This is a genomic window from Roseateles microcysteis, assembly GCF_036880965.1.
Classification (GTDB): Bacteria; Pseudomonadota; Gammaproteobacteria; order Burkholderiales; family Burkholderiaceae_C; genus JAUASW01.
Map to the genome: position 1 here is coordinate 612,903 of NZ_JBAJMV010000001.1, position 26,422 is coordinate 639,324.

Genomic DNA, 26,422 nt, shown 5'->3' on the forward strand with positions numbered 1-26,422 from the left:
TTGTTGGTCTTGTGGGTTCAGCGTTCGTCGAAGGAGATGACCACGCGCGGGGTCAAGGCGTGCGCCTGGCAGCTCAGGATGAAGCCGGCAGCGAGCTCATGTTTGTCGAGCGCGAAGTTCTTGTCCATCCGCACTTCACCTTCCAGCAACTTGCAGCGGCAGGTGGAGCACACACCGCTCTTGCACGAAAACGGCACGTCGATGCCGGCACGCGCTGCTGCATCGAGCAGGCTCGGGTCGTTCTTCGAGAACTCGATCTCGCGGCTCACGCCATCGCGGATCACCAGCACCTTGGCTGCGTCGGCATCGCCCTCCTGCACCTCGTGCGGCGCCGGCTTGCCCCGCTGCATCTCGGGAGTGCCGAAGCGCTCGATGTGGATTCGCTCCTCGGGCACGCCAGCTTTCAGGAGCGCGGCCTCGGCTTCGTCGTTCAGCTGATTCGGGCCGCAGACGAACACATGGTCGATGCCGGCGGCGGGAATGAGTGTGCGCAGGTACTCACCGATCTTGGTCTCGTCCAGGCGGCCGGCCTGCAAGGGCGCGTCCATCGTTTCGCGCGAGAACACGTGGTGCAGGGACAGGCGCGTCAGGTACTGGTTCTTCAGGTCCTCGATCTCTTCCTTGAACATGGTCGAGGCCGGGCGCCGGTTGCCATAAAGCAGCGTGAAGCGCGAATTGGGCTCGCGAGCCAGCACCGTCTTCATCAGCGAGAGGATGGGCGTGATGCCCGAGCCGCCGGCGATGCCGAGGTAATGCCGGCTGCTGGCAGGGTCCACCGGCACGAAGAAGCGGCCTTGCGGCGGGAAGACCTGGATCTCGTCGCCGGCCTTCAAGGCGCCATGCACCCAGTTCGAGAACACGCCACCGCCGACCTTGCGCACGCCCACGCGCAGCTCGCCGTCGTCGACACCGGAGCAGATCGAGTACGAGCGGCGCAGGTCTTCGCCGTTCACATCGGCGCGCAGGGTCAGGTATTGCCCTTGCGTGAAGCGGAAGGTCTCGTCCAGCGCAGCGGGCACATCAAACGAGACGATGACGGCCTCGTCGGTGTCGGGCCGGACTTCGCGAACTCTCAAAGGATGGAAATGAAGACTCATGGCGGTCTCTTTTTCTTGAATCGTTCAGATGGGTTTGAAGTGTTCGAAGGGCTCGCGGCAGGCGAGGCAGCGGTACAGCGCCTTGCAGGCCGTGGAGCCGAAGGCCGACAGCTTCTCGGTGTTCTCGGAGCCGCAGCGCGGGCAGGCCAGCTTGGTGAGCGAAGCGCGGTGCACGAGCCGGATCGGCTGCGGGCCGCTCGCCGGGCCGGGCGGCGCGATGCCGTAGTCCTTGAGCTTTTGCTTGCCCGCTTCCGTGATCCAGTCGGTGGTCCAGGCTGGCGCGCGCTGCATCACGATCTCGACTTCGCCAAAGGCGGCGAGCGCGGCGCGCACGTCGTCCTGGATCAGCTCGGTGGCCGGGCAACCGGAATACGTGGGCGTGAGTACGACTTCCAGGCCACCCGCGGTCTCGCGCAGGTCGCGCACGATGCCCAGCTCGGCCAGCGTGATCACGGGCACTTCGGGGTCGGGAATTTGGCGCAGCACCTCCCAGGCGGCTTCCAGCCGTCCGCAGGAGTTGCCCAGCGGCAGCAGCGTCATTACCACTTGCCTCCGGGATAGGCGCGCTGCAGGTATTGCAAGGTGGCGAGGAGATGGCCCATGTGTTCACCATGCATGCCAAGCCGGCCTTCACTGCGGAATCCGCTGTCCTTGGGGACCGTGAGCTGCGCCTCTTCCAGCACTTCCGCAAAGGCGGTGCGCCAGTCCTCTTTCAGGTCCGACCAGGCCGGGCCGAGGCCCTGCGCGGCCGCAGCGGCGTCCACCGCATCGGCGTCGAACAGCTCGTTGAAGTAAGGCCACAGCGTGGCCAGCGCGGACTTCATGCGCTGCGCCGAATCCTCGGTGCCATCGCCCAGGCGCACGACCCAGTCGGCCGAGTGCTGCTGGTGATAGGCCGCTTCCTTGACTGCCTTGCCGGCGATGGCCGCCACTTCCGGGTCGCTCGATTGCTCGAGCCGGCGCCACAGCAAGAGCAGCCAGGAGGCCACGCCGAAGTTGCGCAGCTGGGTGAAGGCGAAGTCGCCGCGCGGCAGCTCCATCAGCACCGGGTTCAGGTACTGGCGTTCGTCACGCAGGAAAGCGAGCTGGTCTTCGTCATGGCCCTGGCCGTCAAGCTTGGCGGCATGCGTGAGCACGGCGCGCGCCTGACCGATCAGGTCCAGGGCGATGTTGGACAGAGCGATGTCCTCCTCGAGGATGGGCGCATGGCCGCACCATTCGCTGATGCGCTGGGCCAGGATCAGGCAGCTGTCGCCGATGCGAAGCAGGTACTGGACTTCGGGGGCCGAGCCCACCTTGATCGATTGTTGCGACATTACAGGGCTCCCGCCGGGCCGCCCCAAGGGAGGCCTGCGCCCCCTCGGGGGGCAGTGAACGAAGTGAACGTGGGGGCGGTCATGACTACATGTGGTTGAGCGCGTCGGGCAGCTCGTAGAAGGTCGGGTGGCGGTACACCTTGTCTTCCATCGGATCGAAGTACATGCCCTTCTCGCCCGGGTCGCTGGCCACGATCTGGTTTGAGAGCACGACCCAGATGCTCGTGCCTTCCTGGCGGCGGGTGTAGACGTCGCGGGCCATCTGCAGCGCCATCTTCGAATCGGCCGCATGCAGGCTGCCGCAATGCTTGTGGTCCAGGCCCGCCTTGTTGCGGACAAAGACTTCCCACAGCGGCCATTCGTTTTGAGTCGTCGTCGTGCTCATGCTGCTTGTTCCTTCGTAGCTTGCTTGCGGGCGTGGGCCAATGCTGCGTCTCGAACCCAGGCGCCGTCTTCCCAGGCCTTGACGCGGGCGCCGAGACGCTCGCGGTTCATCGGTCCGTCGCCATTGACCACGCGCCAGAACTCGGCCCAGTCGATGGCGCCGAAGTCATACGAATCGCGCGCGGCGTTCCAGTTCAGGTCCGGGTCCGGCACGGTCACGCCGAGGATCTCGGCCTGCGGGATCGTGGCATCGACGAACTTCTGGCGCAGGTCGTCGTTGGAGATGCGCTTGATACCCCAGCGCATCGACTGCTCGGAGTTCGGGGAGTCCTTGTCGGCCGGGCCGAACATCATCAGCGACGGCCACCACCAGCGGTTGACCGCGTCCTGCACCATGGCCTTCTGCTCGGGTGTGCCTTCACGCATGATCACCAGCAAGGATTCATAGCCCTGGCGCTGATGGAAGCTCTCCTCGCGGCAGACGCGGATCATGGCCCGGGCATAGGGCGCAAAGGAGCAGCGGCACAGCGGCACCTGGTTCATGATGGCCGCGCCATCGACCAGCCAGCCGATCACGCCGATGTCGGCCCAGGTGGTCGTCGGGTAGTTGAAGATCGAGCTGTACTTGGCGCGGCCGGTGTGCAGCGCTTCCAGCATCTGGTCGCGGCTGGTGCCCAGCGTCTCGGCTGCCGAGTAGAGGTAGAGGCCATGGCCCGCCTCGTCCTGCACCTTGGCGAGCAGGATGGCCTTTCGCTTGAGCGTCGGCGCGCGGGTGATCCAGTTGCCTTCGGGCAGCATGCCCACGCATTCGGAATGCGCATGCTGGCTGATCTGGCGCACCAGCGTCTTGCGGTAATGCTCGGGCATCCAGTCCTTGGCTTCGATGAAGTCGCCCGCTGCGATGCGGGCCTCGAAGGCTTCCTCGCGCTGCAGGTCTTCCGCGCTGCGGACCGTGCTCGCCTGGTCTTGTGGACCGACGCTCATGGCTTGGGTGTACATGGTACGTACTCCTTGCTTGCTTGTTTTCTTGCTGAACTACTTGGGTCGGCGATCAATGACGCGGCGCGCCTTGCCGACGAGCGTGCGCTCGATCGAGTCTGGCGCACCGACCGTGACCTTGGTGCTGACGCCGATCAAGGTCTTGATGCGGTGCTGCAGGTGTTTCGCGATTGCGCCCACGTCGGAACCCATGGCCGTGGGCTGCAACTCGCAACGCACTTCCACTTCGTCGAGCGTGCCCTCGCGGCTCACCACGATCTGGTACTGGCCCGACAGCTGCGGCTCCGCCAACACCAGCTCCTCGACCTGCGTCGGGAACATGTTGACGCCGCGGATGATCAGCATGTCGTCGCTGCGGCCGACGATCTTGCCCATGCGGCGCATGCTGCGCGAGGTCGGCGGCAGCAGGCGCGTGAGGTCGCGGGTGCGGTAGCGGATGATGGGCAGCGCCTCCTTGCTGAGCGAGGTGAAGACGAGCTCGCCCTCCTCGCCGTCAGGCACCGGCTCGCCGGTCTCGGGGTTGATGATCTCCGGGTAGAAATGGTCTTCCCAGACCACCGGGCCGTCCTTGCTTTCCACGCATTCGCTGGCAACACCGGGGCCCATCACTTCAGACAGGCCATAGATGTCCACCGCATCGATGCCGGCCTTGCCTTCGATCTCGCGGCGCATCGCCTCGGTCCAGGGCTCGGCGCCGAAGATGCCGACCTTGACCGACATCGAGCGCGGGTCCAGGCCCTGGCGCTCGAACTCCTCGATGATCACCTGCATGTAGCTGGGCGTGACCATGATGATGTCGGGCCTGAAATCCTGGATCAGCTGCACCTGCTTCTCGGTCTGGCCACCCGACATCGGGATGACCGTGCAGCCCAGCTTCTCCGCACCGTAATGCGCGCCGAGGCCGCCGGTGAAGAGGCCGTAGCCATAGGCGATGTGGACGATGTCGCCAGCGCGGCCACCGGCGGCGCGGATCGAGCGGGCCACGAGGCCGGCCCAGGTGTCGATGTCGCGCTGCGTGTAGCCGACGACCGTCGGCTTGCCCGTCGTGCCCGACGAGGCATGGATGCGTGACACCCGCTCGCGCGGCACGGCAAACATGCCGAAGGGATAGTTGTCGCGCAGGTCTTTCTTGGTCGTGAACGGGAACCTGGCGAGGTCGGCCAGGGTCTTGAGGTCCGAGGGATGCACACACTTTGCGTCGAACGCCGCCTTGTAGTGCGGCACGTTCTCGTAGGCATGCGTGAGCGACCAGCGCAGGCGCTCGAGTTGCAGCGCCTGCAGCTCGTCGCGGCTGGCGGTCTCGATGGACTCCAGCTCGCCGGGGGATGGGTTCTTCACAGGCATTGCTACTTCACTCCTGGATGTGAACGACGGGCTTGCCCTTGAGCCGGTACGAGCGGCCACGGAACAAGGCCACCAATTCATCGCGCTGATTGCGCACGGTGATGTCATAAACACCGGTGCGGCCGGACAGCTGCACTTCTTCGGCCACCGCAGTCAGCCGGTCGCCGAGCTTGCCCGGCGCCACGATGCTGACGTCGAAGCCCGAGGCCACGGTCATCTCGTTGTAGGCATTGCAGGCGAAGGCAAAGGCCGAATCGGCCAGCGTGGTGATGAAGCCGCCATGGCAGATGTCCAGGCCGTTGAGCATGTCTTCACGCACGGTCATCGTGAGCGTGGCGCCTCCGGGCGAGATGGCCAGGATCTCCATCCCCAAGCCCTTGCTGGCGCGGTCGTTGGCGAACATGGCGTCGCGGACGCGTTCGGCAATCTGTTGAGGAGACAGCATGCTCAGCGATCCTTGAACTGGGGACTGCGTTTGTCCATGAAGGCTTGCACGCCCTCGCTGTAGTCATGCGCGAAGCCGAGCTGGCTCTGCATCATGGCCTCGACGCGCAAGGCATCCTCGAAGTCCTGGTCCATGGCCTGGTCAATCAGGCGGCGGGTTTCGGCGAGCGCACGGCTGGGCATGGCGGCGAGCTTTTGCGCGATGGCCATGGCCTCACTCATCAAGTCAGCATCGGGTACGCAACGGGCGATCAGACCGATGGACACAGCCTCGGCGGCCTTGACCTTGTCGCCCAGCAAGGCAAGCTGCATGGCCTTGGCACGACCCACCAGGCGCGGCAGGAGCCAGGTGCCGCCGCAGTCCGGAATCAGGCCGATCTTGGAGAAGGCCTGGATGAAGCTGGCGCTCTCGCCAGCAACCACGAGGTCGCAGCCCAGCGCGAAATTTGCACCGGCACCGGCGGCCACGCCATTGACGGCCGCAATCGTCGGCACGGGCATCGCGCGCAATTGCAGCGCCAGCGGGATGTAGTAACTGTCGAGCAGATGACCGATGTCCTTGGGCGCGGCGCCGGGGCTTGGATCGGGCTTGACGAGTGGGTCGCCAAGGTCCTGGCCGGCACTGAAAGCGTGGCCGGCGCCGGTGATCACCACGGCGCGCACGCTCGAATCGGCAGCCGCTTCAGCCAGCGCTTCGCGGGTCGACGCCAGCATGGCTGCCGTGAAGGCATTCAGCGCCGTCGGGCGGTTCAGCGTCAAGATGCGTACCGCGCCTTGCGTGCTGACCTGGATCACCAGTTCGGGACTCTCGGACATTGTTCGATCACTCCTTGCTGCCGATCAAACACTCTTGACCGACCGGTCGGTAGATCGTAAGGTCGCACTTGATTTGGCGCAAGGGCGCCGCCACCCCGATTGACCGGGGTAAACCCGGAGAGCGAAATGCCTTGCTATGCCATCGACGGCGTCATCCCCGTCGTCCATCCGAGCGCCTACGTGCACCCCACCGCCGTGTTGATAGGCGACGTGATCGTCGGCCCGGGCTGCTATGTCGGCCCCTGCGCCAGCCTGCGCGGCGACTTCGGCCGCATCGTCTTGCACGAAGGTGCCAACGTGCAGGACACCTGCGTGATCCATGGTTTCCCGGCGTCGGAGACCGTCGTCGAGCGCAATGGCCATATCGGCCATGGCGCCGTCCTGCATGGTTGCATCGTGCGGCACGATGCCCTGGTCGGCATGAATGCGGTGGTGATGGACGAGGCCGAGGTCGGCGCCTACGCCATCGTCGCGGCCAGCGCCTTTGTGCGCGCCAAGCTCAAGCTGCCGGAGCGTTCGTTGATTGCCGGCGTGCCGGCCAAGGTCTTGCGCGAGCTTTCCGATGACGAGATCCGCTGGAAGCTGGAAGGCACGCAGACCTACCAACAACTGACGGTGCGCTGCCTCGCAACGATGCAGGAAGTCCAGCCCCTGATCGAGCTGGAGGCCGACCGCCCGCTGCTGCAGACGGGCTCGGCCCACCAGACGCTGGCGCAGCGCAAGGGCTGAATCGCCTCATCGATTCGGTGGTGCAATCGGGGCATGAACCCCGAAGCCGTTGATGATTTCCTGACCGAGCTGCGCAAGCGCGATGCCGAGCGCTTCGCCCTGATAGATCGCACCCGCGAGTTGATCCACACCGCCGGGCCGCGGCTGCGCGAAGAGGTGCGCTACGGCGGCCTGCTGTTCTCGGCCAGGTCGCCGGTCTGCGCCCTCTTCTCTTACGACAAGCACCTTGCGCTGGAGTTCAGCCGAGGCAGCGAGCTGCCCGACAGGCACGGCGTGCTGGAAGGCGAGCAGGGCAAGCGCCGCCACATCAAGCTGCACAAGCTCGGCGACCTCTTCAAGAAGAATGTGCGCGAGTACCTGGAGCTGGCGTTTGCGGCCGAGGCCGCTGGAGCCGCTGCGAAGGGCAAGAAGCCGCAGCGTTGAGTGCCTTGTTGAGCGCCTGTTCGAGCGAATGAATGAGCGCCTGTTTGAGCGCATCTCGCACAGTGACCAAGGGCGTCTCGTCCCGCCCGCCACCATAATCCGCCGCTTCAGAACACATCCATCAATCGAAGGGACGGACGGTGCGCTTTTCTCTCCAATCTCTCCTCGTCGGCGCTTGCGCTGCGCTGAGCCTGGCCGCTACTGCCCAGACAGCGCAGACGCCCTGGATCGTCAAGCAGCAATGGGTCAGCGCCCATGAGTCCTTCCTGGCCTCCGATGCGCTGCAAGGCCGCAAGAGCGCCACGCGCGACGAAACCATCGCCGCTGTCTACGTCGCCTCGCAGTTCGAGAGCTTCGGCATCAAGCCGGCGCCGGGCATGAACAACAGCTACCTGCAGACGGCCGTGCTGCCCAAGCCGCGCCTGCAAGGCCCGGCCCGCCTGACGGCGGCTGGCAAGACTCAGTCCGAAGGCCTGCTGCTGTTCACCTCCAGCGGCCAGCCCGTCAGTGGCAAGCTGAGCATCGCCGCCTCCGACGATCCCAAGGCCCTGGGCAATGACGAGATCGTCCTGGTCAAGGGAACTGCACCCATGATGGACTGGTACGGCGCCGCCAGCCGCCAGGGCGTCCAGCTGCTGATCGTGCGCGACAGCGAAGACGGTCGCAAGACCTTCGCACAGATGGGCAGCCAAACCCGGCTGATGCGCGCCCCAGGCCCGCAAGGCCGGCCCCGCACCACCTTGCTGGCCGTGCCGTCAGCCTTGTTCGACCAACTGGCGGCAACGCCCGGCCAGGCCCTCACGCTCGAGCCCGGCAGCATCGTCGAAGACAAGCTGGTCACGACGAACGTGATCGGTCATCTGCAAGGCACCGACCCCAAGGCCGGCACCATCCTGTTCTCTGCCCATCTGGACCACCTGGGCATGCAGGCCGATGGCGTGACCATCATGCATGGTGCCAACGACAACGCCTCCGGCGTCACCGCCGTGCTGGAAGTGGCGCGCGCGCTGGCTGCCGGCGAAAAGCCCAGGCGCTCCATCCTCTTCGTCTGCTTCGGCGCCGAGGAAATTGGGCTGCTGGGCGCAGGCTACTTCGCCAAGAACCCGCCGATTCCGCTGACCGACATCATCGCCAACCTCGAGTTCGAGATGATCGGCATGCAGGACCCGAAGCTGCCGGCCAAGACCCTGATGATGACCGGCTTCGAACGCTCGGATTTCGGCGAGACCATGAAGGCCCGCGGCTTCAGCATCACTGCCGACCCCTACCCGGAACACAAGTTCTTCCAACGTTCCGACAACTATCAGCTGGCCCTGGCCGGCATCGTGGCCCACACCGTCTCGGGCTGGGCCACAACGCCGACCTATCACAAGGCCGACGACGACATCGCCCACCTGGACCTGCCCTTCATGACGGCAGTCATCCAGTCGCTGATTGAGCCGGCCCGATGGCTGGCAAATGCAGATTACGTCCCTGCCTGGAAGCCAGGCGGCCGTCCTGTGCGTTGAGCCCCTTGTCCAAGGAATACCTTGGCCGGCCATCGCCGAGACGCGATGGCGCTCGTGCCGTCCAATCCCGCGCAGGCGGGATTAGAGCCGCGGCACTCTCTCGCCCGAGGGGACGGCGATGCTTGCCGGATTGACCGGCAAGCACATCGACCAACGGCCGGCTTGGGAGCGGCCCGGCGCTCGGCACAATGCCCTCTGTCGTCTCGACCAAGGGCACAATGAGCCCCATGTCCGAGCGCATCATTCCCCTGGTCGACCATCGCCGCTCGCTGCCCCTGCCGCCACCGCAGGCCGGCAGCAGGGGCTTGCTCGCCGATGCGCTAGGCCGGCCGCTGCACGACTTGCGGATCTCGGTCACCGACCGCTGCAATTTCCGCTGCAGCTATTGCATGCCCAAGGAAGTGTTCGACAAGAGCCACAGCTTCCTGAAACACAGCGAATTGCTGAGCTTCGAAGAGATCACGCGGCTCGCAAGGATCTTCGTCGCGCAAGGCGTGCAGAAGATCCGCCTGACCGGTGGCGAGCCGCTGCTGCGCAAGAACATCGAGCGGCTGATCGAAATGCTGGCCGGGCTGCGCACACCCGAAGGCCAAGCGCTGGACCTGACGCTGACGACCAACGGCTCGCTGCTGGCCCGCAAAGCCAGTGCCCTGAAGGCCGCCGGCCTGCAGCGCATCACCGTCAGCCTCGATGCGATGGACGACACGATCTTCCGCCGCATGAACGACGTGGATTTCCCGGTTGCCGAGGTGCTGGAGGGCATAGCCGCCGCCGAGGGCGCGGGTCTGTCGCCGATCAAGGTGAACATGGTGGTCAAGCGCGGCGTCAACGAGCAGGAGATCCTGCCCATGGCGCGGCACTTCCACGGCAGGGGCGTCACGCTGCGCTTCATCGAGTACATGGACGTGGGCGCCACCAACGGCTGGCGCATGGACGAGGTCCTGCCCTCGCGCGAGGTACTGGCCCTGTTACGGCAGGAGTTCAGCCTGCAACCGCTGCAAGCCAGCGCGCCAGGCGAGACCGCCGAGCGCTGGGCCCATGCCGATGGCGGCGGCGAGATCGGCCTGATCTCCAGCGTCACGCAAGCCTTCTGTGGCGATTGCAACCGCGCCCGGCTCTCCACCGAGGGTCGGCTCTATCTCTGCCTCTTCGCCCATGCAGGCCATGACCTGCGCGGCTTGCTGCGCAATGGTGCCGAAGACGACGCCATTGCCGGCACGCTCGCCTCGATATGGTCGGCCCGCAGCGACCGCTATTCGCAGCTGCGCGCCAGCGGCACGGCCCTGCCTGGCGAGGCCCGCAAGGTGGAAATGCACTACATCGGAGGCTAGATTTTGAAGACCGGTACTGACCGCCTTGCGTGCCGCCTGCGCGTCATGCGCGAAGAAGATCTGGTGCGGTACAAGCAGCTGCGCGACGCGATGCTGGAGCGCTTCGAGGAAGCCTTCACATCGGACGCCGAGACCGAGCGCAGCCGCACAGCCGAGAGCTATCGCAATCGCCTGGGGCTGGCAGCCGGCGGCCATACCCTGTTCACGCTCACCGCCTGGCTGGGCGAGCAGATGGTCGGTGCGATCAGTGCCGAGATCGACCCGCGTGCCAAGGTGCGCCACATCGCCCATATCGTCGGCATGATGGTCTCGCCCGAGCTGCAAGGCGTGGGTCTGGGCCGCGCGCTGCTTGAGCAGGCACTGGAGATGCTGGAAGGCGAGCCAGTGCTGGAGCAGGTGACCTTGAGCGTCAGCGCCGGCAATGCCGCGGCCGTGGCCCTGTATGAGCGTTGCGGCTTCAAGCGCTACGGCTTGCTGGACCAGGCGATCAAGCTGCCCGACGGGCGCTACGTGGCAAAAGCCCTGATGTGCCGTCATTTGCGCGATTCAGGCACCGCCCCGCCCGCTTCGCCATGAGCCTGCAAGAGATTGCCACGCGTCTCGCCGGCTACGACGCCGAAGACCTGCACCTCGACCTGGCGCGCGACTTCATCGCCCAAGCACTGCCCGCGCCCGACGCTTCACAGGCCGAACGGCTGCCGCTGCGCTCGGTGCTGGGCCGTGTGCTCGCTGAAGACTTGATCTCCGGCATCGACGTGCCGGCGCACGACAACTCGGCCATGGACGGCTACGCCTTCCGTGGTGCCGAGATGCAGCCCGGCCTGACCACCACACTGCGCATTGCCGGCCTCAGCCTGGCCGGGGAACTGCCTGCTGCCGAGCTGCCTGCGGGCCATTGCCAGCGCATCATGACCGGCGCGGTCATGCCGCCATGCCTGGACACCGTGGTACCGCAGGAACTCGCGCAGCACTTGGGTGAGCACAGCATCCAGATTCCGGCCGACCTCCTGAAAGCAGGTGCGAACCGACGAAAGGCAGGCGAAGACCTGGCCCAAGGCCAGGTGGCGCTGGCCGCTGGCCGCCTCCTGAAGGCGCCCGACATCGGCCTGATCGCCTCGCTGGGCCAGATCGAAACCCTGGTGTTTCCACGCCTCCGGGTGGCCTTGCTGTCCACGGGCAATGAGCTCTGCGCACCGGGCCAGCCTTTGCAATCCGGCCAGATCTACGACAGCAACCGCTACACCTTGACCGCGCTCCTGCAGCGCCTGGGCTGCATCGAGGTCATCGACCTCGGCTTGGTACAGGATGAGCCGCAAGCGCTGCGCCAGGCATTTGCCGAAGGCACGGCTCGGGCCGACGTCTTGATCACTACTGGCGGCGTCAGTGCAGGTGACGCCGATCACACCAGGCAGGTGATGGCCGTAATGGGCGACGTGTTGTTCTGGAAGCTGGCCATGCGCCCCGGCCGCCCGGCTGCCATCGGTCAGATGCGCCGCGCCGATGGCAGCTCCGCATTGCTCTTCGGCCTGCCTGGCAACCCGGTGGCCGTGATGGTGACCTTCTACGCCCTGGTGCGCGAGGCCTTGCTGCGCATGGCGGGCGCCCGGCCCGAGCCGCTGCCGCTCCTGCGGGCAGCCAGCGTCAAGGCCATCCGCAAGAAGCCTGGCCGCACCGAGTACCAGCGAGGCATCGTCAGCCGCGCCGCGGACGGCGGCTGGCAGGTCGAGACCACGGGCGACCAGGGCTCGGGCATTCTCTCGAGCATGAGCCGGGCCAATGGCTTGATCGTGCTGAACCACGGCCAGGGCGGCCTGGCCGCGGGCGCTGCGGTCGATGTGTTGCCTTTTGACGCCTTGATGTAGGCGGCCCCGGGTTTGCAGGGGGATGCCTGTCGGCTTTTTGACAGTCTGGTGCCAAGATGCTGCACTAGCATTGCGGCATAGGAAATCCAGCAGTTCCAAGATTCAAGGAGACCGTCATGGCCAGCCCCTTCCGCCCTGCCATCGACCTGATGGCCCAGTACGCGGCCTACCACCGCGACCGCCGCAATATCGCCACTCATTTCATCGGCATTCCGCTGATCGTGTTCTCCATTGGCGTGCTGCTTGCGCGTGCCAGCTTTGAGATGGGCGGCCTGGCGCTCAATGGCGCCTGGGTGCTGTGGGCTCTGAGCGCCCTCTGGTACCTGACACGTGGCGAGTTCACGCTGGGCCTGGCCACCGTCGCGGTGAACGGCCTCTTGATGGCTCTGGCCACGCCGCTGGCCGCCGGCAGCCTGGCGTCCTGGCTGCTCTGGGGCATCGGCAGCTTCGTGGTCGGTTGGGTGATCCAGTTCGTCGGCCACTATTACGAGGGCCGCAAGCCGGCCTTTGTGGACGACTTGGTCGGACTGCTCGTGGGCCCGATGTTTGTCGTCGGTGAATGGCTGTTCGCGCTGGGCTGGGGCCGCAGCATGCTGGGCGAGATCGAGCGCCGCGTCGGCCCCACGCACATTCGCGACCTGGCCCATCCGGCCACGTGAGCCGCACCATTGCCCGGCTGCGCCGCTTCGCGCTGCTGCTGGCATTGCTGCTGATTGCGGCAGCGCTCTTCCTTGCGGTCCAGATGCAGCGCCGGCCAGCGCTCGCCGGCCTGAATGATCTGGTGCTGCCGGTCGCCCCGCCGCAGACGGGCGAGCTGCGTGTGCGGTTCGCGGGTGTCAGCACGCTCCTGTTCGATGACGGCGAGACCGCCTGGCTGACCGATGGCTTCTTCAGCCGCCCGCCGCTGTCGGCCCTGCTTGGCAAGATTGCGCCCGATGTGCCGCGCGTCGATGCCGGCTTGAAGGCACTGGGCATCAAGAAGCTGGCCGCTGTCGTGCCCCTGCATTCGCACTACGACCATGCGATGGATTCGCCGTTGATCGCGCGTCGTACTGGCGCCCTGCTGGTCGGTTCGCCATCGACGCTCAACCTCGGCCGCGGTGCCGGCCTCGACGCCACGCAGATGCGCGAAGTGAAGTCCGGCGACAGCCTTCAGCTCGGCCGTTTCAAGATCAGCTTCATTGCCTCGCGCCATTCGCCCACCTTGTGGAGCGATGGCAATGGCCATGAGGACATCGAAGCGCCCCTGAGCGCCCCAGCCGCTGCGAGTGCCTGGCGCGAAGGCACGGTCTGGTCACTGCTGGTCGAGCATGAGGGCCAGCGAATCCTCGTGCAGGGCAGCGCAGGCTTCGTGCCTGACGCAATGAAGGGCCGGCCGGCCGACGTGGTCTTCCTCGGCGTTGGCACGCTGGGCCAGAAGGACCAGGCCTACCGCGACGCCTACTGGCGCGAGACCGTCCAGCTGAGCGGCGCGCGTCGCGTGATCCCGATCCATTGGGACGACTTCTGGCAGCCACTGCCGGACGGTGCCACGCAACCCCTGGCCATGCCCTACCTGATCGACGATTTCGGCAGCACGCTGAGCGACCTGCAGGCGCGCGCCAAAGCCGAGCAGCGTGAGCTGAAACTGGCGCCGCTGTGGCAGCCCTTCAATCCCTATCCAAAGGCCAGACCATGAGCCCGACGAGCAGCCCGGTCTTGATCATGGGTGCCGGCTCGGTAGGCTGCTATCTCGGTGGCTGCCTGGCATCAGCAGGCCTGGAAGTCCATTTCGTCGGCCGGCCGCGCGTGATTGCTGCGCTGCGCGAGCAGGGCCTCAAGCTCACCGACCTGAACGGCCGCGAGCAGCGGATCCAATCGGTCGACCTGCATCTGCATGAGCAGGTGCCGGCCAACCTGTCACCCAGCGTCACGCTCCTGTGCGTGAAGAGTGGCGCCACCGCCAGCGCCACGGCAGAGTTGCAGGCGGCCCTGCCGGCCGGCAGCCTCGTGGTGTCGATGCAGAACGGCATCGGCAATGCCGAGCGAGCACAGGCGTCAGCGCCGGATCTTCGCTGCCTGCCGGGCATGGTGCCTTTCAATATCGCCGAGCTCTCGCCAGGCCATTTCCATCGCGGCACGGCCGGCGCCTTGATGGCACAAGACGACCCCTTGCTGCAGCCGCTCCAGGCCGCCTTTTCGGCCCAGGGCCTGGGATTCAAACTGTTGCCCGACTTGCGTGCCATCCAGTGGGGCAAGCTGCTGATCAACCTGAACAACCCGGTCAATGCGCTGTCCGGCCGGCCATTGCGCGAGCAGCTTCTGCAGCGCGGCTACCGGCGCTGCTTTGCCGCGCTGCAGAGCGAGGCGCTAGAGGTGCTGGCGACGGCCGGCATCGAGCCTGCCCAGCTGGCCGCCCTGCCACCGCGCCGCCTGCCTGCGATGCTGCGGCTGCCGACCTTCATCTTCCAGCGGCTGGCCAAGCGCATGCTGCAGATCGATGCCAAGGCCCGCTCCAGCATGGCGGACGACCTGGCCCTGGGCCGCAGCACCGAGATCGATGCGCTGTGCGGCGAGGTGGTGCGCCTGGCCGCCTCCAACGGCCGACAGGCGCCGCTGAGCGCGCGCATGTGCGAGCTCGTGCAGAATTTTCCGCAGCGCGGCCGGCCATACGGCCCCGACGAGCTGCCCAAGGTGCTGGGGATCTGAAATGGCTGTGACAGGATTGGGCCAGCGCCTGTTCGCCATCCTCAGCTTCTTGCCGCTGGCCTGCCCGGCCCTGGCGGCTGAGGGCCCGGCCCGCATCACCTTCCTGCTGCCTGAGACGCCAGCCGTGTTCGTGCGCGACCCGGCGACCGGCGTCTTCAGCGGGCGCGGTATCGACATGCTGCGCCGCCTGGCCAAGCATGCCAACATCGGCGAGCCGCTGTTCGAACAGACCATCACCGCCCGCGCCCTGCTCGACGCGAACACCCGAGCGGGCACCTGTGCCGTGGGCATGGGCCGCTCACCGGAACGCGAAGCGCAGTTCCTCTGGGCCGGTCCGATCTCCCGCGCCGAGTTGGTGCTGCTGGCCCGTGCCGATGACACGCGGCGCTTCGCCAGCCTGGAAGACGCCCGCAATCTGACCATAGGCGCTATTCGCAACTCGGTGGTCGCCCAGCGGCTGCGCGCGCAGAACCTGCAGGTCGAGGAAGTCGCCGACGATGCGACCAATCTGCGCAAGCTGCAGGCTCAGCGCATCGATGTCTGGGCCGCCAACGGCTTCGTCGCCCGCGAGGAGCTGCGCAATGCCATCGCGCCGCCGCCCAAGGTCGTGCTCTCGTTCGGTCTGATCGAGACCTTCATCGCCTGCAACCCGCAGATGGACGAAGCCTTGTTCGCAGCGATCCGCCAGGCCGTGGCGACGCTGACGCGCGAAGGCGCGTTCTCGACGGTCAAACCCTGATGCCCATGCTCGGCAACCCCATGGTCAGCCGCGCCACGTTGCGCCGCGACATCGCCGAATCGGTCGACCTCGGGAAGCGCGTGCTTGCCCGTATCCGCACACCAACGTTCAACAAGGCCTAGCGTGCAGCTGGAGCGTCGCGAAGATCTCTACGCAGCCTCGGTGCCCGTCTGCCAGCGCTATCTCGGCGCGCTGCAGGCCTGGCTTGATTGCGCCGATCCGGCGCAGTTGCCCGCGCTGCTGCACCAGCGCCTGACGCCAGACATGATTCCACTGCAGGGCCAGGTCGAGATCGCTGCGAACTTCGCCCTGCGCCTGTGCTTCCCGCTGGCCGGCGCCGCCGTGCCCGACTATGGGAGTTTCGCCGGCACGCCAGCCGGCCTGCGCGAGCGCCTGGCCTATGTGCAGGCACTGCTGGCAAGCCTGAAGCCAGGCGATTTCGACGCGCCGCCCGCCTTCATCGAAGACCAGGCCGGCCAGGCGCTGCTGAGGCTGCCGCCCGGCGATTTCCTGCATCTGTACGCCTTGCCCAACTTCTTCTTCCACTGCAGCATGGCCTACGCGCTGCTGCGCCTGCACGGCGTGCCGCTGGGAAAACCGCAGTTTGATGGCTTCCACACCTATCCAGAATGAGGTGCACCATGAGCGAGACCCTCGATGGGCAAGGCGGATGCGACTGCCGCAAGACGCGCTACCGGCTGACCGAGCGGCCCTTGTTCGTGCATGCCTGTCATTGCCGCTGGTGCCAGCGCGAGAGTGGCTCGGCGTTTGCTTTGAACGCGATGATCGAAAGCGACCGTCTTCAGCTGCTGGGCGAGGCACCCGAACTGGTGAGGACGCCGTCGGCCAGTGGCGCCGGCCAGATGATCGCTCGCTGCCCGCAGTGCAAAGTCGCGCTGTACAGCCACTATGCCAGCGCGGGCCCGTTGCTGTCCTTTGTCCGAGTGGGCACCCTGGACCAGCCAGACCTGCTACCGCCCGATATCCACATCTTCACGCAGTCCAAGCAGCCCTGGCTGCAGCTGCCGGCAGGTGCGCTCGTCATGCCCGGGTACTACCGCCGCGATGAGCATTGGCCGGCCGTGAGTCTTGCACGCTATGAGCTGCTGAAGCCCCAGCTGGAGGCGCAGCGGGCACGGCGGACAAGTAGCTCTTGAAGGCCGCCGCCGCGCCGAGTAAGTATTGCAAGGGCGCTCGCGACTGTTCAGCAGCGGCGCCAATGCCGCGCAAAAGGAGTCGCCGCCATGAGCCAAGCCGCCTTCAACATTGTCCGATTCCGCGTCAAGTCAGGCCGCCAGCAGGCCTTCCTGGAAGCGCACCGCCGCGCCGATCCGACCTTCAAGGGCTTCCTGCGCGGCAGCGTGGTGCAGACCGGCGAACGCGATTTCTGCCTGGTCGGTGAGTGGGATTCGATGGCCAGCCTGGTGGCTGCGCGGCCGCTGATGATCACCCTGCTGGACAGCTTCCGCGCCGAGCTCGATGACCTGGGCCATGGGCTGGGCGTGACCGACCCGGTGTCGGGCGAAATCGTGTTGGACCTGAAGCCCTGAACGCAAGCTCAGTCGTGGCCGGCCCAGACGCTGAGAGCGGTCTCCACCCCACCCTTGCGTGAGGGGCCCGAGGGCTGGCGGCTGGGCGTGCCCAGCGTGATCCATCCGAGCAATGTCTCGCCGGGTGCGCAGAAGGCTGCACAGATCGCGGGGTCGCGCACCTTGGCGCCGCTGAGCATCTTGCCGCCAAAGCCCAGCAGATGGGCGGCGGTGAGGAAGTTGGAGATCGCACCGCCGACGCAAACCCATTGCTCATGGGCCGGCACCTGCGGATGGCCCAGGTCGATGCAAGCGATCACCGCCACGCTGACCGGCGGGCGCCAGGCACGTTCGCCATCCAGTGCGGCACCAGCCTCGTCCTTGCCCGCGCTTCGCGCCGCCGCAGCAAACAGCTCGGCCATTCGCGCCCTCGCCTCGCCGCGAACAACTTTGAAGCGGAACGGCAAGAGCTCGCCATGGTCCGGCGCACGCAAGGCCGCCTGCACCATCAGCGCCAGCTGTTCATCGCTGGGCCCGGGCTCCTGCAGATGCCTGGGGCCGACCGAGTAGCGGCTCAGGAGCGCTTGCAGGGCCTGTGTGTCGCCGGCATCCATGCGCGGGCTCAGCTGTTCTTCGAGACCGTGATGGTCGGAAACTTGGACGAGAAGTCCTTGGCCTGGGCCGCGATCTTGATCGCCACCTTGCGTGCCAGGGCCTTGTACAGGCCCGCCGCTTCGCCCTCGGGCTCGGCCACCACGCTGGGCTTGCCCGCGTCGGCATGCTCGCGAATCGACAAGGCCAGAGGCAGGCCGCCAAGATAGTCCACGCCGTACTGCTGGGCCATGCGCTTGCCGCCATCAGCACCGAAGATGTGCTCGGCATGGCCGCAGTTCGTGCAGATGTGGACCGCCATGTTTTCGACGATTCCGAGAATGGGCACGCCCACCTTCTCGAACATCTTGAGGCCCTTCTTGGCGTCGATCAGCGCGATGTCCTGCGGCGTGGTCACGATGATGGCGCCCGTCACCGGCACGCGCTGCGACAGCGTCAATTGAATGTCGCCGGTGCCGGGCGGCATGTCGATGATCAGGTAGTCAAGGTCTTGCCAGCGGGTCTGGCGCAGGAGCTGGTCGAGCGCCTGCGTGGCCATGGGGCCGCGCCAGATCATGGCCTGGTCTTCTTCGACCAGGAAACCGATCGACATCAGCTGAACGCCATGGCTGATGTGCGGCTCCATCATCTTGCCGTCCTGGCTTTCGGGCCGGCCGCTCACGCCCATCAGCATCGGCTGGCTGGGGCCGTAGATGTCGGCGTCCAGGATGCCAACCCGGGCACCTTCGGCAGTCAGGGCCAGTGCCAGGTTGGCGGCCGTGGTGCTCTTGCCCACGCCGCCCTTGCCCGACGCCACCGCAATGATGTTCTTGACGCCGGGCAGCAACTGGACGCCACGCTGCACCGCGTGCGCAATCACCTTGCTGCGCAGCTCGACGCTGACGTTGCCGACGCCAGAGACCTGGCGCGCCGCAGCCACCAGGGCACTGCGCAGGCCGTCGATCTGGCTGGCGGCCGGATAGCCCAGTTCCACCTCGAAGGCGACCTGGTCGCCCGAGATGCGCAGGTTCTTCAGTTGGCGGGTTGTGACGAAATCCTGGCCGGTGTTGGGATCAACGACGGCTTGCAGGGCTTGCAACAGGCTGGCTTCGGTAGGTGCGCTCATAGGCGGCGGAGTTTAGTGCCGACTTCACATCCCTCCGGGATATGAGTCTTCTCTGAAGCGCAAGCGCTTTGGTTCTTCAGTTCTTTGCCGTTGCCAACACGGCGCCGAAGGCCATGAAGGTCGCGCCGCCCACGCGGTTGAGGGTGCGGCCGCCGCGTTCGCTCTTCAGCCAGCGCCGTGCGCGCTGGGCACACAAGGCGTAGATGCTGTGGATCAGCACGACCAGCAGCGCATAGCTCAGGACCAGCAAGACGAACTGAGGCCCATGGGGCACGTCATGATCAATAAACTGAGGTAGCACCGAGAGGAAGAAGAAGATCGCCTTGGGATTGGTGAACTGCAGGGACAGCGACTGGAGAAACAGCGCCCCCGGTTTGCGCAGCGGCTCTCTCTGCGGCGAATCCTGCAAGGCCAGGCCCGGCGTGCGCCACAGCTTGATGCCCAGCCAGATCAGGTAGCAGGCGCCGAAGATCTTGATCACGGTGAACGCCAGCGCCGAACTCGCCAGCAGGATACCGAGGCTGGTGGCCGAGAGCGCTGCCACGATGGTGGCACCCGTGGCAATGCCGAGGATCCCCGGCAGGCTGGCGCGCCAGCCGCTGCGCAAGGCATTGCTGAGCGTCATCAGCACGCCCGGGCCCGGGCTCAGCACGGTGGCACTGGCCATCAGCAGGAACAGGAAATACAGGCGCATGGGAACGCATGCTATGCCAAGCCGGCCAATCGATCAGCCACTTGAGCGACAGCGGGCCGCGCAACTGCCTAGAGTGCCGGCATGGACCCAACTGCACCCGCGCCCGCTGAACTGATCGCCCTGAGCGACGGCCTCCCCAATCGCCTTGAAGGCCAATGGCCCGACCGGCATTGCCGGCGCGTCACGCGGCTGGAGCTGCATGCGTACCGAAGTACCGAACCGGCACGCGGCCGAGTCCTGGTCTATGCCGGCGGCGGCTATCTGCAACTTGTGCATGACAAGGAAGGCATCGAAGTCGCCCGCTGGCTCAACAGCCTGGGGCTTGATGCCTATGTCGTGTTGCACCGCTTGCCGGGCCAGGATGATGGCCGAGGCGGCGTCTGGCCCTTCGATCAGGCATTGCAGGATGGTCTGCGCTGCCTGGACCACCTCGCCACGCTGCCTGCCTTGCCACTGCTGCACATGGGTCTTTCCTCGGGCGGGCACCTGGCCGGCGTGATGGCTTGCCAGGACCATGCGCTGCAGGCGTGTGGCGCAGTCATCGCCTACGCTCCGCTCAATGCCAATCACCGGCTCTACAAGGCGCCAGCCGGCAAGCCCGACTATCCGCCACCCGAGAAGCAGGCCTTCTACGACGCCTGGCCGATTGGCATTGCCGCCGAACCGCACGGCCTGCCGCGCATGCCCGTTTTCCTCGCGTATGCCTTGCACGATGCCATCGTGCCGGTGGACCATGCACTGAATATCATCAAGACCCTGCAGCAGACCGGCGGCCAGGTGGACGCCCATGTGTTCGCCGAAGCGCCACATGGCTTTGCGCTGCGCGAGCTGGCTGGCACCCAGTCCCAGTGGCCACTGCTTGCCGCGCTGTGGATGGCTCAGCGGCTGCAGGCGCCGGCGGTCAGTTCAGCGCCGTCGAACAGCAAGCCCGCATGATCGCTGCGCAGGGCTGCCGCAAAGGCTCCGGCGCTCGCCTGTAGCGGGGTGGCGGCGCTCAAGCGATTCGCCAGCACGCCTTGGGCCCAGGCGGCGTCCTGCGCCGCTCTGCCGATCTCCAGCGGCAGGGGCTCTGCATCCGGCCGCGTCAGCGTCAGGCGCCAGGGGCTCGCGCCGTCGCCGGGATAGTTGGGCAGCAGGTGGACGCGCAGGCACCAGGTGCCGGGCCGCGGCAGGCGGGCCTGCAAGGCCAGGATGGCCCCGGCCTGCTGAGCTCGCAAGACACTGCCCCCCCGACCGAGCCCCTGCACAACTTGCCAGCCGCTCGAAGCCTTGGCCTGCAGCGGCACGGTCTCGTTGACCGGCGTGCGCGGCTCCACGGCAAACACGGTCACATCGGGCCCACGATGGGCGGCAGCACTCAGCGCCGGCGCGGGCAGCACGGCGGGCTGCAGCCGAAAGTTGGGCCACAGGCCATCGGCCGGTTCCTCGGCCAGGATGCCAGCCCATCGGCCCTGGTTGTAGCGAGCGGTCAGGGCCTTGGTGCGCTGATCTGCAAGGTGAGCACGCGCGGCATGTCGGCTCGCCTCGGCGGGGTCAGCCTCGCGCAGCGCGGCATAGGCCTCCAGCGCGAAGAAGCGTTCATTGGCCAGGGCCGAGGCGCGCAGCGGATAGTCCGCCAGCTGGAAGAACGCGGCGCGCTGGGCGACGGGAACGCGGGGCCGCAAGGCATCGAGTTTCTCCAGCAAGGCCGCGAAGGCAGCCAGGCGCTGGCGCACGGCATCGGCCGCGAGGCCACTGCGCTTTGCGCGCTCGCCGGCCAGGTGGTACTGCAGGTGCTCGGGGCGGCGCTCGAAATTGAGCCGGTAGTAGCCGTCCCACAGCTCGGCCAGTGATGCCGCCATTCGCGGGCCGAAAAGCCTTGCGGCCAGGTCGCGCATGTAGGCCCGCTGGCCCATGGCGCGCACCACGCCCGGGTTCCAGGCCAGGTCGAAGAAATGGCTGAGGTTCAGCTCGGCCGGCTTGATGTCGCCGGCATTGACCATCCACAAGCGCTGCGCGCCGGCATCGAAGGCGCGGCCCAGCTCTTCGTTGACCAGGGCCGGCGGCGTGGTGCTGAGCCAGAGATAGGACAGCGGCGCGCCGAGATAAGACAGGTGGTAGTAGACGCCCGACCCGCCGCTACGCCGCGCTTCGCTGGCCAGAGGCAGGCGACGGAGATAGCCGAAGTTGTCATCAGGCCAGACGAGCGTCACATCGTCCGGAATCTGCAGGCCCGGCGCCGCCTGCATCAGCGTCAGCGTCAGCACCTCCTTGTAGGGCACGAAGATCTGCGGCAGCGCCTCGGGCCGGCCCACATGCCTGGCCAGCAGTTCGCGCTGGTCCGCGATCAGCTGGTTCAGGAGCGCCTGGCGCACGGCCACGCTGCTGCCGCCCTGCATCGGCGAGTCGTGGATGCCGCGCATGCCCAGCGTGTAGAGATTCTCGAAGCGACCGTTGCTGCGCAATCGCTCGGCCCAGTACTCACGCACGCCTTCCGGGTTGGCCGCGTAGTCGTAGCGCTCGGGTTTGTCGGCCCATTCGGCCACGTTGTTGCGCAGCAGGGGCTCGGCATGCGAAGAACCCATGACGATGCCGTAACGCTGCGCCAGCGCCGCGTTCTCCGGGCGCGCATTGAAGGCGCCTGACACCTGGTGCATGGCCGGCCACAGGGTATTGGCCTTGAGACGCAAGAGCAGCTTGAACACCTGCTCATACGTGCGCGGGCCGATGGTCGCAGCCTCGGGCTCGAAGGTGCGTGCGGCCCAGGGGAATAGGCCCCAATCCTCGTCGTTGATGAAGAGGCCGCGGTAGCGCACTGCGGGCCCTTCGGTGTGGGGCGTGGGCAGGGCGAGGTGCAAGGGGCCGCGCCTGAGCGGCGCCACATCCGCCCACCAATGCCAGGGCGAAACGCCCAGCGCCTGCGACAAGGTGTAGACACCGTAGGCCGTGCCACGGCGGTCTGCTCCCGCGATCACCAGCGCCATGGCCACGCCCGGCACAGGCTGGCGCACCAAGGCCATGGTGAAGCATTCCCAGCAGCCGGAGAGCGGCTTGAGATCGAGCTTGCCTTCATTGGCCAGCGCATCGATGGCGGGATGACGACCGATGGTGCCAACCCAGATCTGCAGAGTCGAAGATCTGGACCGGGCGTGCGGCCCGACGCTTGCGCGCATCCCCAGGCGGCGCAGGTCCTGGGCCAGGTCTTGCGCGACGAAGGCTTCGAGTGGATCGGCGTCAGCAGCATGCAGCACTTGCGCATCCTGCAAGGCCACGCTGCCGTGCCGCGGTGATGTACTCACCACCGGCTGCGCCAATGCTGCCGAACCGATAGGCAGCACCAGCAGCAGCGATACAAGAACCCGCTGGATCACGGCTTCGCGCCAAACAGGTGGCGCAGATCGGGCGGCGGCGCATCGCGTTCCACCGCCAGCCAGCCGTCGTTCAATGTCAGCTCGGCCACCTGGATCACGCTGCGCTGGTGATAGCGATCGTCGCCAGAGGCCGCCGCTTCATTGCCCTGATGGACAAAGTAGAAGATGAAGGCCCGCTCGCCGATCACGACCACGTCCGGATGCTGGCCCTTGGCGAGATCGGTGGGATGACGGCCTGGCTCGGCCAACAGTCTTGTCGGTTGTTCCTGCCACTGCGCGGCATCGGCAGAGCGCATCACCAGCAGGCCGCGCCACAGGTCGGCCACCAGCCACCACTGGCCCTTGAAGCGGAACACCTTGGGCCCTTCGGCCGCGCCAGCGGTGATCGGGCCCTGGACCTTCCATTGCTTCAGGTCTGCACTCTCAGCCGCGAACAGGCGGCTGCCTTGCGCCTCGTCCTTGAACCACAGGCGCCAGCGGCCATCGTCCAGCCGCACCACGGAGGCGTCGATGATGCGCTGCGACCCGAGTTCGAGTTGATCTGCACATTGCCAGCGGCGCAGGTCGGTGCTGGTCAGGTGCTGCAGAAAGCGCCTGCCTGTCCAGCGCGAATGGATGCCTGGCACGACGGTCAGCCAGAGGTGATAGCGGCCTTCGTGCTCGATGATCTCCGGTGCCCAATGCGTGCTGCGCTCAGGCGTTCCGCCTGTGCATTCCGCCGGAAACTCGGCATCGCCCTCGCGGTGCCAGGTGTTGCCGTCTTGCGTGCTGGCGATGCCGATGCGCGTGCCATGCACCCAGCTGACGTCCTTGGGATCATCCAGCCGCTGCGTCGCCCGGCGGTTCGTGTAGAACATCTCCCAGCGGCCACGTTGCTTGTTGAAGACCACGGCGGCATCCGCCGCGCCATCAAAGACCGGATCGCGGTAGAGAGGCCGCGGCGCCTGAGCGTCTGCCACGTGCACAAGGCTGGCAAGCACCAAGGCGAAGACGAAACGCGACAGGGACAACAAGGCTGGCATGGCTGGCGCACCGACAGTGAGGCTGCGCAACCATAGCCGCGCGCATTCAGCCTGCGGCAGGCCGCTGACGAATACTCAGCAGCTTGCTTGCTTCGAAAAGAAAAGGCGCAAGCAAGCGGCCAACGCAAAAGGGACCTGCTTTGCAGCAGGTCCCTTCGACGATTCGGGAGATTTGGTGGGCCCTGAAGGATTCGAACCTTCGACCAACGGATTAAGAGTCCGCTGCTCTACCAACTGAGCTAAGGACCCGAATTCTGGTCCGCTTGAGATTTCGTGGTGGGCCCTGAAGGATTCGAACCTTCGACCAACGGATTAAGAGTCCGCTGCTCTACCAACTGAGCTAAGGACCCACGAAACCCAAAAGCAAAATGCAACTGGTGGGATGTGCAGGATTCGAACCTGCGACCAACGGATTAAAAGTCCGCTGCTCTACCGACTGAGCTAACATCCCTCCTTCAGCAGAGCCTCACATTATAGGCGAATTTTTAAAGTCCCAGCAAGCTGTTTTTAGCTGGCGGCAGGGCGCAAAAAAGTCTCCATCAATTCGGCGGCCGCCACCATGCCAAAGCTCGCGGTGACGGTGACGCTGGAGCCATAGCCGGCACAGTTCAAGCTGCCGTCCACATCGCAGGCCTCGCCCTCTTCGCTCACCGGACGATGCACCGCCTCGCGTGAGAAAACGCAGCGGACACCCATCGTGCCCTGGCGCGGCGCACCATTGAATTTGCGCAGGCGCTGGCGCAGCGATGCCAGCAAAGGGTCATGGGTTGTCGCCGACAGGTCTTCCAGCTCGATCAGGTGCGGTGCACGCTTGCCGCCCGCCGCACCGACGGTGACGAAGCCGATCTTCTCGCGCCGCGCCCAATCGGCCAGACAGGCCTTGGCGCGGATCTGGTCGCAGGCATCGATCAGGCCATCGGGACGCACGCCGTTCAAGAGCGAGGGCCAGTTCCCTTCATCGACAAACTCTTCGATCAGCGTGACGCGGCAGGCCGGATTGATGTCGAGCACCCGCTGGCGCAAGGCCTCGACCTTGGACATGCCCACCGTCGCGCCCAGTGCCTGCACCTGACGGTTGATATTCGATTCGGCCACCTGGTCGAGATCGATCAGCGTCAACGCGGCAACTCCTGAGCGCGCAAGCGCCTCAACCGCCCAGGAGCCCACGCCACCCAGGCCGACCACGGCGAAATGCGCCGAGCGCAGGCGCTCATAGCGCGCCTGGCCATAAAGCCGGCGCAGCCCGCCGAAACGCCGCTCGGCGTCGCAGTCGTCGACAAGCTCGCTCATGCTCAGGCGCTGCGCTCAACGCGCCAGATCTGGAAGCGCAGTGCCAGCACCGCACCGCCCATGATGGAGGCCAAGGCAATGAAGCTGCCCACGCTCAAGGTGGACAAGCCCGACAGCCCCTGCCCCACCGTGCAGCCCAGCGCGACCACGCCACCCACGCCCATGAAAATCGCGCCGACCAGATGATTCGCCGTGTCCTCGACACCGCGAAATCCCTCCCAGCGAAAACTCTTGCTGACCAGGGCCCACGCACCCGCGCCGACGATCACGCCCAGCGTGTTGACGATGGCGATGGTCAAGACCTTGCTCTTGTCACTGAAGAACATCAGCCAGTCCAGGCTGTAGGCGATGGGGGCCACAAAGCTCATGCCTTCGATGCGCTCGCGATTGACGCTGCCGACGAAGACTTCCTGCAAGGTGTTCGGGTCTTCCGCCACATGGCCCAGCTTGCCGCTGACCCACCAGATACCGGCCACCGCGAGGCCACAGCCCAGACCGCCGAGCAGCGCATCCAGGCTGCGACCTTCCGGCTTCCAGACAGCCCAGACCAAGAGCCCGCCGCCGATCAAGCCACCGAGCCAGGCAGCGGCCTGCGTCTTGGCCAGGCCCAGCGGCGCGGCCAGCAAGCTGGGTAGGTCCTGCCCGGTCGCCAGGTTGACGGCCACCTTCTCCAGGGTCTCGACGCGCAGCACTGCCGTGATGCCCTTCATGGTGGCAAACGCAGCCACACCCATCACGAAGAAAACAGCCACCGACTTCAGATTGCCCGCGCCGATGCGCACCAGCGTCTTGCTGCCGCAGCCCGAGGCAAGCACCATACCGAAGCCGAACATCAGGCCACCGACGATGGAGGAGAGCCACAGGAGGCGCGGCGCGGCGTAAGCCGTCTTGCTCGCCTCCACCCAGCCCAGCGCGACCATGCCGTTGAAGCCCAGCATCACCACGCCGGCCGCCATGGCCCACATGCGCATGCGGCTCCAGTCGCCCATGTTGACGATGTCGGACACCGCACCCATGGTGCAGAAGTGGCTGCGTTGCGCGATCACGCCGAACAGCGTGGCCAGCGCGAAAGCGGCCCACAGCACCTGGGTGTTGAGGGCATTGATGTCGATGTCTTGCATGGCCGCGATTGTAGGAGGC

29 protein-coding genes and 3 tRNA genes are annotated in these 26,422 nt (G+C 66.2%); 14 read left to right on the plus strand and 18 right to left on the minus strand.

Going from position 1 to position 26,422, the window contains the following annotated elements:
* Positions 1–17: 17 nt before the first annotated feature.
* The 8 genes from paaE to V3596_RS02830 form a co-directional block, all read right to left on the minus strand.
* Positions 18–1,097, minus strand: coding sequence for a 1,2-phenylacetyl-CoA epoxidase subunit PaaE (gene paaE / locus V3596_RS02795; protein ID WP_334276068.1), 1,080 nt, complete (start codon positions 1,095–1,097; stop codon positions 18–20).
* A 24-nt stretch (positions 1,098–1,121) separates the two neighbouring features.
* On the minus strand, positions 1,122–1,637 hold the full coding sequence (gene paaD / locus V3596_RS02800) for a 1,2-phenylacetyl-CoA epoxidase subunit PaaD (protein WP_334276069.1): 516 nt from the start codon (positions 1,635–1,637) through the stop codon (positions 1,122–1,124).
* On the minus strand, positions 1,637–2,413 hold the full coding sequence (paaC, locus tag V3596_RS02805) for a 1,2-phenylacetyl-CoA epoxidase subunit PaaC (protein ID WP_334276070.1): 777 nt from the start codon (positions 2,411–2,413) through the stop codon (positions 1,637–1,639). Before paaC ends, paaD begins: the two co-directional genes overlap by 1 nt.
* Before the next feature lie 85 nt (positions 2,414–2,498).
* A complete protein-coding gene (paaB, locus tag V3596_RS02810) occupies positions 2,499–2,798 on the minus strand; it encodes a 1,2-phenylacetyl-CoA epoxidase subunit PaaB (RefSeq protein ID WP_334276072.1) in 300 nt (99 codons plus the stop codon).
* Positions 2,795–3,796: a 1,2-phenylacetyl-CoA epoxidase subunit PaaA gene (paaA, locus tag V3596_RS02815; RefSeq protein WP_334276073.1), complete on the minus strand. Its 1,002-nt coding sequence runs from the start codon at positions 3,794–3,796 to the stop codon at positions 2,795–2,797. The genes paaB and paaA overlap by 4 nt, the downstream gene beginning before the upstream one ends.
* A 36-nt stretch (positions 3,797–3,832) precedes the next feature.
* The gene (gene paaK / locus V3596_RS02820) at positions 3,833–5,140 is read right to left on the minus strand and encodes a phenylacetate--CoA ligase PaaK (RefSeq protein ID WP_334276074.1); all 1,308 of its coding nucleotides are present in this window, start codon (positions 5,138–5,140) and stop codon (positions 3,833–3,835) included.
* A 7-nt stretch (positions 5,141–5,147) separates the two neighbouring features.
* The gene (gene paaI / locus V3596_RS02825) at positions 5,148–5,585 is read right to left on the minus strand and encodes a hydroxyphenylacetyl-CoA thioesterase PaaI (protein ID WP_334276075.1); all 438 of its coding nucleotides are present in this window, start codon (positions 5,583–5,585) and stop codon (positions 5,148–5,150) included.
* A 2-nt stretch (positions 5,586–5,587) separates the two neighbouring features.
* Positions 5,588–6,400, minus strand: a complete 813-nt coding sequence (locus V3596_RS02830; RefSeq protein ID WP_334276076.1) for an enoyl-CoA hydratase-related protein — start codon at positions 6,398–6,400, stop codon at positions 5,588–5,590.
* Between the two features lie 126 nt (positions 6,401–6,526).
* Here V3596_RS02830 and V3596_RS02835 point away from each other — a divergent pair, with 126 nt between their 5' ends.
* From V3596_RS02835 to V3596_RS02895, 13 genes are all read left to right on the plus strand, one after another.
* Positions 6,527–7,129: a phenylacetic acid degradation protein PaaY gene (locus V3596_RS02835; protein WP_334276077.1), complete on the plus strand. Its 603-nt coding sequence runs from the start codon at positions 6,527–6,529 to the stop codon at positions 7,127–7,129.
* 33 nt (positions 7,130–7,162) lie between these two features.
* Entirely contained in the window at positions 7,163–7,552 is a 390-nt protein-coding gene (locus V3596_RS02840) for a DUF1801 domain-containing protein (RefSeq protein ID WP_334276078.1), read from the plus strand.
* Between the two features lie 140 nt (positions 7,553–7,692).
* Entirely contained in the window at positions 7,693–9,060 is a 1,368-nt protein-coding gene (locus V3596_RS02845) for a M28 family metallopeptidase (RefSeq protein WP_334276079.1), read from the plus strand.
* Between the two features lie 227 nt (positions 9,061–9,287).
* Positions 9,288–10,391 carry a GTP 3',8-cyclase MoaA gene (moaA, locus tag V3596_RS02850; protein WP_334276080.1) on the plus strand — a complete coding sequence of 368 codons (1,104 nt, stop codon included), beginning with the start codon at positions 9,288–9,290 and terminating at the stop codon, positions 10,389–10,391.
* 45 nt (positions 10,392–10,436) lie between these two features.
* Complete coding sequence (locus V3596_RS02855) at positions 10,437–10,967, plus strand: GNAT family N-acetyltransferase (RefSeq protein ID WP_334276081.1); 531 nt, start codon at positions 10,437–10,439, stop codon at positions 10,965–10,967.
* Positions 10,964–12,253: a molybdopterin molybdotransferase MoeA gene (gene moeA, locus V3596_RS02860; protein ID WP_334276082.1), complete on the plus strand. Its 1,290-nt coding sequence runs from the start codon at positions 10,964–10,966 to the stop codon at positions 12,251–12,253. The genes V3596_RS02855 and moeA overlap by 4 nt, the downstream gene beginning before the upstream one ends.
* A gap of 116 nt (positions 12,254–12,369) precedes the next feature.
* Positions 12,370–12,912 carry an Mpo1 family 2-hydroxy fatty acid dioxygenase gene (locus V3596_RS02865; RefSeq protein ID WP_334276083.1) on the plus strand — a complete coding sequence of 181 codons (543 nt, stop codon included), beginning with the start codon at positions 12,370–12,372 and terminating at the stop codon, positions 12,910–12,912.
* Entirely contained in the window at positions 12,909–13,931 is a 1,023-nt protein-coding gene (locus tag V3596_RS02870; RefSeq protein WP_334276084.1) for an MBL fold metallo-hydrolase, read from the plus strand. Before V3596_RS02865 ends, V3596_RS02870 begins: the two co-directional genes overlap by 4 nt.
* A complete protein-coding gene (locus V3596_RS02875; RefSeq protein WP_334276085.1) occupies positions 13,928–14,941 on the plus strand; it encodes a 2-dehydropantoate 2-reductase in 1,014 nt (337 codons plus the stop codon). The genes V3596_RS02870 and V3596_RS02875 overlap by 4 nt, the downstream gene beginning before the upstream one ends.
* A gap of 1 nt (position 14,942) precedes the next feature.
* A complete protein-coding gene (locus V3596_RS02880; RefSeq protein ID WP_334276086.1) occupies positions 14,943–15,680 on the plus strand; it encodes a substrate-binding periplasmic protein in 738 nt (245 codons plus the stop codon).
* A gap of 123 nt (positions 15,681–15,803) precedes the next feature.
* Positions 15,804–16,313, plus strand: coding sequence for a DUF1993 domain-containing protein (locus tag V3596_RS02885; protein WP_334276087.1), 510 nt, complete (start codon positions 15,804–15,806; stop codon positions 16,311–16,313).
* Between the two features lie 8 nt (positions 16,314–16,321).
* Positions 16,322–16,837 (plus strand): GFA family protein, encoded by a 516-nt coding sequence (locus V3596_RS02890; protein WP_334276088.1) that lies wholly within the window; start codon positions 16,322–16,324, stop codon positions 16,835–16,837.
* Between the two features lie 87 nt (positions 16,838–16,924).
* Entirely contained in the window at positions 16,925–17,230 is a 306-nt protein-coding gene (locus tag V3596_RS02895; protein ID WP_334276089.1) for an antibiotic biosynthesis monooxygenase family protein, read from the plus strand.
* Between the two features lie 8 nt (positions 17,231–17,238).
* Here the strand turns inward: V3596_RS02895 and V3596_RS02900 are convergent, their stop codons facing one another.
* The 3 genes from V3596_RS02900 to V3596_RS02910 form a co-directional block, all read right to left on the minus strand.
* Positions 17,239–17,823: a nitroreductase family protein gene (locus tag V3596_RS02900; protein ID WP_334276090.1), complete on the minus strand. Its 585-nt coding sequence runs from the start codon at positions 17,821–17,823 to the stop codon at positions 17,239–17,241.
* 8 nt (positions 17,824–17,831) lie between these two features.
* Complete coding sequence (gene apbC, locus V3596_RS02905) at positions 17,832–18,926, minus strand: iron-sulfur cluster carrier protein ApbC (RefSeq protein ID WP_334276091.1); 1,095 nt, start codon at positions 18,924–18,926, stop codon at positions 17,832–17,834.
* A 76-nt stretch (positions 18,927–19,002) separates the two neighbouring features.
* Positions 19,003–19,620, minus strand: coding sequence for a LysE family translocator (locus V3596_RS02910; protein ID WP_334276093.1), 618 nt, complete (start codon positions 19,618–19,620; stop codon positions 19,003–19,005).
* An 81-nt stretch (positions 19,621–19,701) separates the two neighbouring features.
* Between V3596_RS02910 and V3596_RS02915 the strand changes: the two genes are divergently transcribed.
* Positions 19,702–20,556, plus strand: coding sequence for an alpha/beta hydrolase (locus V3596_RS02915; RefSeq protein WP_334276094.1), 855 nt, complete (start codon positions 19,702–19,704; stop codon positions 20,554–20,556).
* Here V3596_RS02915 and V3596_RS02920 read toward each other — a convergent pair.
* The 7 genes from V3596_RS02920 to V3596_RS02950 all read right to left on the minus strand — a co-directional run bounded on the left by V3596_RS02920 (position 20,499) and on the right by V3596_RS02950 (position 26,403).
* Positions 20,499–22,970 (minus strand): glycosyl hydrolase 115 family protein, encoded by a 2,472-nt coding sequence (locus V3596_RS02920; protein WP_334276095.1) that lies wholly within the window; start codon positions 22,968–22,970, stop codon positions 20,499–20,501. The genes V3596_RS02915 and V3596_RS02920 overlap by 58 nt on opposite strands.
* Entirely contained in the window at positions 22,967–23,992 is a 1,026-nt protein-coding gene (locus V3596_RS02925; RefSeq protein ID WP_334276096.1) for a family 43 glycosylhydrolase, read from the minus strand. The genes V3596_RS02920 and V3596_RS02925 overlap by 4 nt, the downstream gene beginning before the upstream one ends.
* A 173-nt stretch (positions 23,993–24,165) precedes the next feature.
* A tRNA-Lys gene (locus V3596_RS02930) sits at positions 24,166–24,241 on the minus strand.
* 25 nt (positions 24,242–24,266) lie between these two features.
* Positions 24,267–24,342, minus strand: a tRNA-Lys gene (locus V3596_RS02935).
* A gap of 25 nt (positions 24,343–24,367) precedes the next feature.
* Positions 24,368–24,443: transfer RNA gene (locus V3596_RS02940), tRNA-Lys, on the minus strand.
* A 56-nt stretch (positions 24,444–24,499) separates the two neighbouring features.
* Entirely contained in the window at positions 24,500–25,282 is a 783-nt protein-coding gene (locus tag V3596_RS02945; protein WP_334276097.1) for a tRNA threonylcarbamoyladenosine dehydratase, read from the minus strand.
* Positions 25,283–25,284: 2 nt separating this feature from the next.
* Positions 25,285–26,403, minus strand: coding sequence for a YeeE/YedE family protein (locus V3596_RS02950; protein ID WP_334276098.1), 1,119 nt, complete (start codon positions 26,401–26,403; stop codon positions 25,285–25,287).
* Positions 26,404–26,422: the final 19 nt, after the last annotated feature.